We start from the raw sequence: 8017 nt of genomic DNA, 5'->3' as shown, positions 1-8017 counted from the left end.
GCGGCGATGCGCGCCAGCCGGCCGCGGCGGCGGATGCGCCCCGCGCAGCGGATGCACGTCCCCCGCGCCGCGAGCGTCCGCCGCGCGCTGCCGTCGCGCCCAATCCCGTCCCGCCGATCATCTACCCCGAAAGCCTGCCCGTGTCGGGCAAGCGCGACGAAATCGCACGCGCGATCGCCGGTCATCAGGTCGTCATCGTCTGCGGCGAAACCGGCTCGGGCAAGACCACGCAGTTGCCGAAGATCTGTCTCGATCTCGGCCGCGGCCTCGGTGCCGGCGGCACGGGCCTGATCGGCCATACGCAGCCGCGCCGCCTCGCCGCGTCGTCGACCGGCCGCCGGATCGCCGAGGAGCTCGGCACGCCGTTCGGCGAGGTGGTCGGCTACAAGGTGCGCTTTACCGACAACCTCGCGCCGGGCGCATCCGTGAAGCTGATGACGGACGGCATCCTGCTCGCGGAGACGCAGACCGACCCGCTGCTGAAGGCGTACGACACGCTGATCATCGACGAGGCGCACGAGCGCAGCCTGAACATCGACTTCCTGCTCGGCTACCTGAAGGAAATCCTGCCGAGGCGGCCGGACCTGAAGTTGATCGTCACGTCCGCGACGATCGACGCCGATCGCTTCGCGCGCCATTTCGGCAGCGACGAGCGCCCGGCGCCCGTGATCGAGGTGAGCGGGCGGCTGTATCCGGTCGAGATGCGCTACCGCCCGGTGGCCGAGGATCGCCCGGCCGTGAAGAATGCCGAAGGCACGGCCGGCCGCGATCGCGTGAAGACCGCGCGCGAGGCCGAGCGCGACCTGATGGACGCGATCGTCGACGCGGTCGACGAGCTGTGTCGCGAAGGCCCCGGCGACGTGCTGGTGTTCCTGCCCGGCGAGCGCGAGATCCGCGAGGCGGCCGAGGCGCTGCGCAAGCACCATCCGCCGCACACCGAGATCCTGCCGCTGTTCGCGCGGCTCTCGGCGGCCGACCAGGACAAGGTGTTCAAGGCGTCGAACGCGCGCCGTATCGTGCTCGCGACCAACGTCGCCGAAACGTCGCTGACGGTGCCGGGCATCCGCTACGTCGTCGACACCGGTCTTGCACGCGTAAAGCGCTATTCGTACCGGAACAAGGTCGAGCAACTGCAGGTCGAGTCGATCTCGCAGGCCGCCGCGAACCAGCGCGCGGGCCGCTGCGGCCGCGTGGCCGACGGCGTCTGCATCCGCTTGTACGAGGAAAGCGACTACCAGGCGCGTGCGCGCTTCACCGATCCGGAAATCCTGCGCTCGTCGCTCGCGTCGGTGATCCTGCGGATGAAGTCGCTGCACCTGACGGCGATCGAATCGTTCCCGTTCCTCGAGCCGCCGCCCGGCCGCGCGATCGCGGACGGCTACCAGTTGCTCAACGAGCTCGGCGCGGTCGACGACGACAACGCGCTGACGCCGCTCGGCCGCGAACTCGCGCGGCTGCCGCTCGACCCGCGCGTCGGCCGGATGATTCTCGCCGCGCGCGACCAGCAGTCGCTGCGCGAGGTGCTGATCATCGCGAGCGCACTGTCCGTGCAGGATCCGCGCGATCGGCCGATCGAAGCGCAGGAGCAGGCCGACCAGGCGCACCGCCGGTTCGCCGACGAGCGTTCCGAATTCCTGCAGTGGCTGAAGATCTGGGCGTGGTTCGAAGAGGCCGTCGCGCACAAGAAGTCGAACCGCCAGCTCGTCGACGCGTGTCGGCAGAACTTCCTGTCGCACCTCCGGCTGCGCGAGTGGCGCGACGTCCATTCGCAGTTGCTGACCGTCGTGCGCGAGCACGGCTGGCGGCTCAACGAAGTCGAGGCGACCTACGAACAGGTCCATCTGGCCCTGTTGACGGGCCTGCTCGGCAACCTGGGCCTGAAAGCCGATGACGATCCGCATTACCTCGGCGCGCGCGGGATCAAGTTCTACCTGTGGCCGGGCTCCGTGCTCGCGAAGAAGGCCGGCCGCTGGGTGATGGCGGCCGAGCTCGTCGAGACGAGCCGGCTGTACGCGCGCTGCCTCGCGAAGATCGAGCCCGAATGGGTCGAGAAGATCGGCGCGCACCTGCTGAAGAAATCGCTGTCGGAGCCGCACTGGGAAAAGCGCCCGGCGCAGGTCAGCGCGTACGAGCGCGCGACGCTGTACGGGCTGCCGATCTACCACCGCCGGCGCGTCGCGTTCGGCAGGCAGGATCCGGCGCGCGCGCGCGAGCTGTTCATCCGCGGCGCGCTGGTCGAAGGCGAGTTCGACACGAAGCTCGCGTTCTTCGCGCACAACCGCAAGCTGCTCGCCGACATCGAGCAGCTCGAGCACAAATCGCGCCGGCAGGACGTGCTGGTCGACGACGAGCTGATCTACGCGTTCTACGACCAGGCGATTCCGGAAGGGATCCACACGGGCGTCGCGTTCGAGCGCTGGTATCGCGACGAGGTGAAGCAGGGCGGCCAGCCCGAGGACAAGCTGCGGCTGCTGTACCTGTCGCGCGACGACCTGATGCGCCACGAGGCGGCCGGCGTGACGACCGAGCTGTTCCCGAAGCGCGCGACGATGGCCGGCGTCGAGATGGCGCTCACGTACCACTTCGAGCCCGGCACGCCGCGCGACGGCGTGACGCTCGCGGTGCCGCTGTACGCGCTGAACCAGGTCGACGCGCGCCGCTGCGAGTGGCTCGTGCCGGGGATGCTGAAGGAAAAGGTGCAGTTGCTGCTGAAGTCGCTGCCGCAGAAGCTGCGCCGCCACTGCGTGCCGCTGCCCGAGTACGCGGCCGGCTTCGTCGAGCGGATGGGCCGCGAGCGCTTCGGCGCGGGCGGGCTCGTCGAGGCGCTGATCGCCGACGTGCGCGGCGAGACGCAGGTCGCGATGAAGACGGCCGACTTCAAGCTCGAAACGCTGCCCGCGCACCTGTTCATGAACTTCAAGGTGATCGACGAGCACGGCCGTCAGCTCGCGATGGGGCGCAATCTCGCGCAGCTCCGCCAGGAGCTTGGCGCACAGGCGCAGCAGCAGTTCCAGAAGATCGCCGCGGCGTCGACGATCTCGACCGGCGGCGAGGCCGATGCCGGTCCGGCAGCCGGCCAGACCGCGGCGCCTGCCGCCGCGGCCGGTGCCGCCGGCCGCGGCGCGAAGGCCGGCAAGGGCGCGGCGCCGCAGACGGCGGCTGCGGCGGAAGCCGGTGCGACGGCGCTGTACGAGAACCTGACGACGTGGAATTTCGGCAAGCTCCCCGAGCTGCTGGAGATCCGCCGGCGCGGCCAGACGCTGTACGGCTACCCGGCGCTCGTCGATCGCGGCACGCATTGCGACGTCGAGGTGTTCGATTCGCCGGAGGAGGCCGCGCGCATCCACCGGGCCGGCTTGCGGCGGCTGTTCGCGCTGCAGCTCAAGGAGCCGATCAAGTTCCTGGAGAAGAACCTGCCGGGCCTGCGCGAGATGGCGATGCAGTACATGTCGCTCGGCACGCAGGACGAGTTGCGCGACCAGCTGATCGACACGGCGCTCGACCGCGCGTGCCTGCAGGATCCGCTGCCCGATGACGACGCGAGCTTCCACGCGCGGCGCGACGAAGGCCGCAGCCGCCTGAACCTGCTCGCGCAGGAAATCGCGCGGCTCGTCGGGCAGATCCTCGCCGAATATGCGGGGCTCGTGAAGAAACTCGCGCAGGCGAAGCCGTTCGCGCAGGCCCACGCGGATCTGCAGCAGCAGCTCGCCGCGCTGGTCGGCAAGCGCTTCGTGATCGACACGCCTTACGTGCAGCTTGCGCACTTCCCGCGCTACCTGAAGGGCATCGCGCTGCGGATCGACAAGCTGAAGGCCGATCCGGCGCGCGACGCGAAGCAGTCCGCCGACCTGCTGCCGCTCGCCCAGCAGTACCAGCGCGCAGTGTCGCAGCGCGGCGGCGTCGCCGATCCGCGGCTCGCGGAATTCCGCTGGCTGCTCGAGGAACTGCGAATTTCGCTGTTCGCGCAGGAACTGCGCACGCCGATGCCGGTCTCTGTCAAGCGTCTGCACAAGGTCTGGGAGTCGATGCAGCGTTAGCGCAACATCGGTTTTCCGGGCCCGCACCGGCGGCCGGCCCCGGCCGCCCGTACGACGCATGCCGCGCCGGCCTGTCCGGCCGCCGCGGCATGCGTCGAAGTGGCGCAACGCCGATTTCCGTCAACCGGCGAGGCCGGTTGAGCGTTTTACAATGACGGTTGTTCCACGACGTGAGTCTTCATGCCCACTTTCCTTTCCCTCGGCCGCACGCTCGCGCTGGCCGCCGCCGTACTGGCGCCCGCCGCACACGCGAATAACGTGATCGTCCTCAATTCGGCCGAAGCGACGCTTTCCCTGATCGATCAGCAGACCCGCGAGGTCGTCGGCACGATGCCGACCGGCAAGGAACCGCACCACCTGATGGCGGCGCCCGACAATTCGTCGCTGATCGTCGCGAATTCGATCTCGAACAGCCTGATGTTCCTCGATCCGAAGACGGGCAAGCTGCAGCGCACCGTCGAAGGGATCGACGATCCTTACCAGCTCGGCTTCTCGCCCGACCGCAAGTGGTTCGCGGCGGCAGGTCTGCGGCTCGACCGTGTCGACATCTACGGCTACGACGGCCAGAACCTGCACCTCGCGAAGCGCGTGCCGCTCGCGGTGATGCCGAGCCACCTCGCGTTCACGAAGGACAGCAAGACGCTGCTCGTGTCGCTGCAGGTGTCCGGCGAGATCGCGGCGATCGACCTGCCGACCCAGACGGTCAAGTGGAAGATGAAGGTCGGCAACGTGCCGGCCGGCCTGTGGCTCACGCCGGACGACAAATTCCTGCTCGTCGGGATGACCGGTGCGGATTACGTCGCGGTGGTCGACTGGCGCAACCAGAAGGTCGTCAAGCAGATCTACACCGGCAAGGGCGCGCACAACTTCCGCTCGCTCGCCGACGGCACGCACGTCGCGGTGACGAACCGGGTCGCGAACACGATCAGCATCATCGACGAGAACACGCTCACCAACGTCGGCGACATCACCGGCCTGCTGCCGGGCCCCGACGACATGGAGCTGTCCGCTGACAAGAAGACGCTGTGGGTGACGTTCCGCTTCGCGAAGAAGGTCGGGATCATCGACCTGGCGTCGCGCAAGCTGGTGCAGACGATCGCCGTCGGCCGCTCGCCGCACGGCATCTACTTCTACGACCGCGCGCCGTGGAAGGCGGCGAACGGCGCGTAACGGGCGGGGGCGAACGATGCTGCACCTGATCGATGCGTTCGTGTCGGACATCCAGACCTGGCTGTACGTCGACGTCGTGCAGCCGCTCCTCTTCAAGTTCAACCTGATGGACTATGACGAGGACACCTACGACGCGCTGTACTGGGTGATCATCGGCGCGCTGCAGATGGTGCTGATGTTCGCGCTGCTGCGCCCGCTCGAGGCGCTGCTGCCGGTCGAACGCTGGAAGAACCGCCGCGCCGTGCGGGTCGACGTGATTTACACGGCGATCTCGAAGCTCGGCATCTACACGCTGTTCTTCTTCTTCGCGCTGCAGCCGGTATTCGACAGCTTCCAGGCATGGCTGCGCCTGCACGGCGTCGCGAACATCAACCTCGACTATCTGTGGCCGGGCGTGACCTCGCAGCCGATCGTCGCATTCGCGATCTATCTCGTCGTGCTCGACTTCGCCGGCTACTGGTATCACCGCTGGCAGCACAAGTTCGGCATCTGGTGGGAGCTGCACGCCGTGCACCACAGCCAGCGGCAGATGTCGCTGTGGTGCGACGACCGCAACCATCTGCTCGACGACGTGATCCAGTCGTGCTTTTTCGCGGCGATCGCGCTCGTGATCGGCGTGACGCCGTCGCAGTTCGTCGTGCTGACCGCGTTCACGAACTTCATGCAGAGCATCCAGCATACGAATGCGCGGCTGTCGTTCGGCCGGCTCGGCGAGCGCCTGCTCGTGAGCCCGATCTTCCATCGGCGCCACCACGCGGTCGGCTACGGCCACGAAGGCACCAAGTACGGCTGCAACTTCGGCGTGCTGTTCCCGTGGTGGGACATGATGTTCGGCACCGCGTCGTGGAACCGCACGGTCGAGCCGACCGGCATCCGCGAACAGGTCGACGGCGTGTCCTACGGCGAAGGCTTCTGGGCGCAGCACGGCCTCGCGTTCGTGCGGATCTTCCGGCGCCTGTTCCCCGCGAAGCGCGGCGCGGCGTCGGCCTGATCCGGCCACACTCCCGTTGAGCGGCTCTCCCACGCGGCCCGCATGCGCTTTGGCGCATGCGGGCCGCGTGGTTTATCCTTTCCCCGTTTTTCTCCGTCGATACAGGCTCGCATGAACGATTTGCTGCGTTCCTTCGTCCGGGCATTGGCGAGCGCATTGCACCCGCGCATGCTCTGGCTCACCCTGATGCCGTTTCTCGTCTCCGCCGTCCTGTGGGGCGTCTTGTTGTGGTTCTCGTGGCAGACGCTGCTGGACCTCGCGCGCGGCGCGCTCGACGGCTTCGTGCTGACGGCCGCGCTGTATCGCGCGTTCGACATGATCGGCATGTCGCAGCTGCATGCGGTCGTCGCGCCGTTCGTGGTGGTGTCGCTCGCGATTCCGCTGATCGTGCTGACCGTGCTGCTGCTGATCGCGACGATTTCGATGCCGGTCGTGATCAAGCACCTGTCGAACCGGCAGTTCGCGGCGCTCGAGCCGAAGCGGGGCGGCACCTTCTTCGGCAGCGTGTTCAATTCGCTGTGGGCGGCGCTGGCCGGCGTCGTCGTGCTCGTCGTCACGATTCCGCTGTGGCTGATCCCGCCGTTCTTCGCGCTGCTGCCGCCGGTGATCTGGGGTTGGCTCACGTACCGCGTGATGACCTACGATGCGCTCGCGCTGCACGCGAGCCGCGACGAGCGCCGCGCGCTCGTGCGGCAGCATCGCTGGCCGCTGATCGGCATCGGCGTCGCGACCGGGCTGCTCGGCACCGTGCCGACCTTCGTGTGGGTATCGTCGGTCTGGATGATGGTGCTGTTCCCGTTCGTCGCGGCGGCCATGATCTGGGTTTACGCTTTCATCCTCGTCTTCTCGGCGCTGTGGTTCGGGCACTATTGCCTGCGCGCGCTGGAGGACCTGCGCGCGAACTCGCGCGCCACCGCAATCGACATGGGGCAGGCATGAGCATCGGCATCGTCATCATCGGCGACGAAATCCTTTCGGGCCGCCGGCAGGACAAGCATCTGGCGAAGGTCATCGAGCTGCTCGGCGCGCGCGGCCTCGCGCTCGACTGGGCCGAATACGTCGGCGACGATCCGGCGCGCATCACGGCGACGCTCGCACGCGCGATCGCGTCGGGCGACATCGTGTTCTCGACGGGCGGCATCGGCGCGACGCCGGACGACCACACGCGCCAGTGCGCGGCCGCCGCGCTCGGCGTGCCGCTCGAACTGCATCCGGAAGCGAAGGTGCTGATCTCGGAGCGGATCCGGGAAACGCACGGCGATCCGGCCACGCCGGTCGACTTCGACTCGCCGGAGAACCAGCACCGCTTCAATATGGGCGTGTTTCCGGTGGGCGCGACGATCATCCCGAACGGCTACAACCGGATTCCCGGCTTCTCGGTCGGCGATCTGCATTTCGTGCCGGGCTTCCCGGTGATGGCCTGGCCGATGATCGAATGGGTGCTCGATACGAAATACGCGCACCTGCATCACGCGACGCCGCACGCGGAGCGCTCGCTGTACGTGTTCGAGCTGCCGGAATCGACGCTCACGCCGCTGATGGAGCGCATCGAGCGCGACTTCCCGGGCGTGCGCGTGTTCAGCCTGCCGAGCGTCGGCGATGCGGAGCGCGGCGGCATCTACGCGCGCCGTCACATCGACCTCGGCGTGAAAGGGGAGCCGGAAGCGGTCGCGGCCGCGTTTGTGAAGCTGCGCGAAGGCGTGCACCTGCTCGGCGGCGACGTCGTCGAGCCCGACACGTCGCGCGCCTGATCGGGAGCGCGCGTACAAAAGGCGACGGGCCGCGCAACGCGGCCCGTCATCGGCATGTCATCGCCCGG

At 68.1% G+C, this 8017-nt stretch carries 5 protein-coding genes; all 5 read left to right on the top strand.

Annotated features, from left to right (window positions below):
- Window positions 1-4037 (top strand): ATP-dependent RNA helicase HrpA (gene hrpA / locus ACNQQL_RS24130; RefSeq protein ID WP_416392710.1); only part of this gene is annotated, 4037 nt, incomplete at its 5' end.
- Window positions 4038-4217: 180 nt separating this feature from the next.
- Window positions 4218-5207 carry a beta-propeller fold lactonase family protein gene (locus ACNQQL_RS24125; RefSeq protein WP_072436980.1) on the top strand — a complete coding sequence of 330 codons (990 nt, stop codon included), beginning with the start codon at window positions 4218-4220 and terminating at the stop codon, window positions 5205-5207.
- 16 nt (window positions 5208-5223) lie between these two features.
- A complete protein-coding gene (locus ACNQQL_RS24120; protein ID WP_072436981.1) occupies window positions 5224-6198 on the top strand; it encodes a sterol desaturase family protein in 975 nt (324 codons plus the stop codon).
- A 111-nt stretch (window positions 6199-6309) separates the two neighbouring features.
- A complete protein-coding gene (locus ACNQQL_RS24115) occupies window positions 6310-7137 on the top strand; it encodes an EI24 domain-containing protein (RefSeq protein ID WP_347066192.1) in 828 nt (275 codons plus the stop codon).
- Window positions 7134-7949, top strand: coding sequence for a competence/damage-inducible protein A (locus tag ACNQQL_RS24110; RefSeq protein ID WP_347066190.1), 816 nt, complete (start codon window positions 7134-7136; stop codon window positions 7947-7949). Before ACNQQL_RS24115 ends, ACNQQL_RS24110 begins: the two co-directional genes overlap by 4 nt.
- Window positions 7950-8017 lie beyond the last annotated feature (68 nt).

Source organism: Burkholderia sp. LFS061 (assembly GCF_047978125.1).
GTDB lineage: Bacteria > Pseudomonadota > Gammaproteobacteria > Burkholderiales > Burkholderiaceae > Burkholderia > Burkholderia pyrrocinia_C.
The sequence above is the reverse complement of the archived record's forward strand: the minus strand, read 5'-3'. Positions and strand labels throughout refer to the sequence as shown.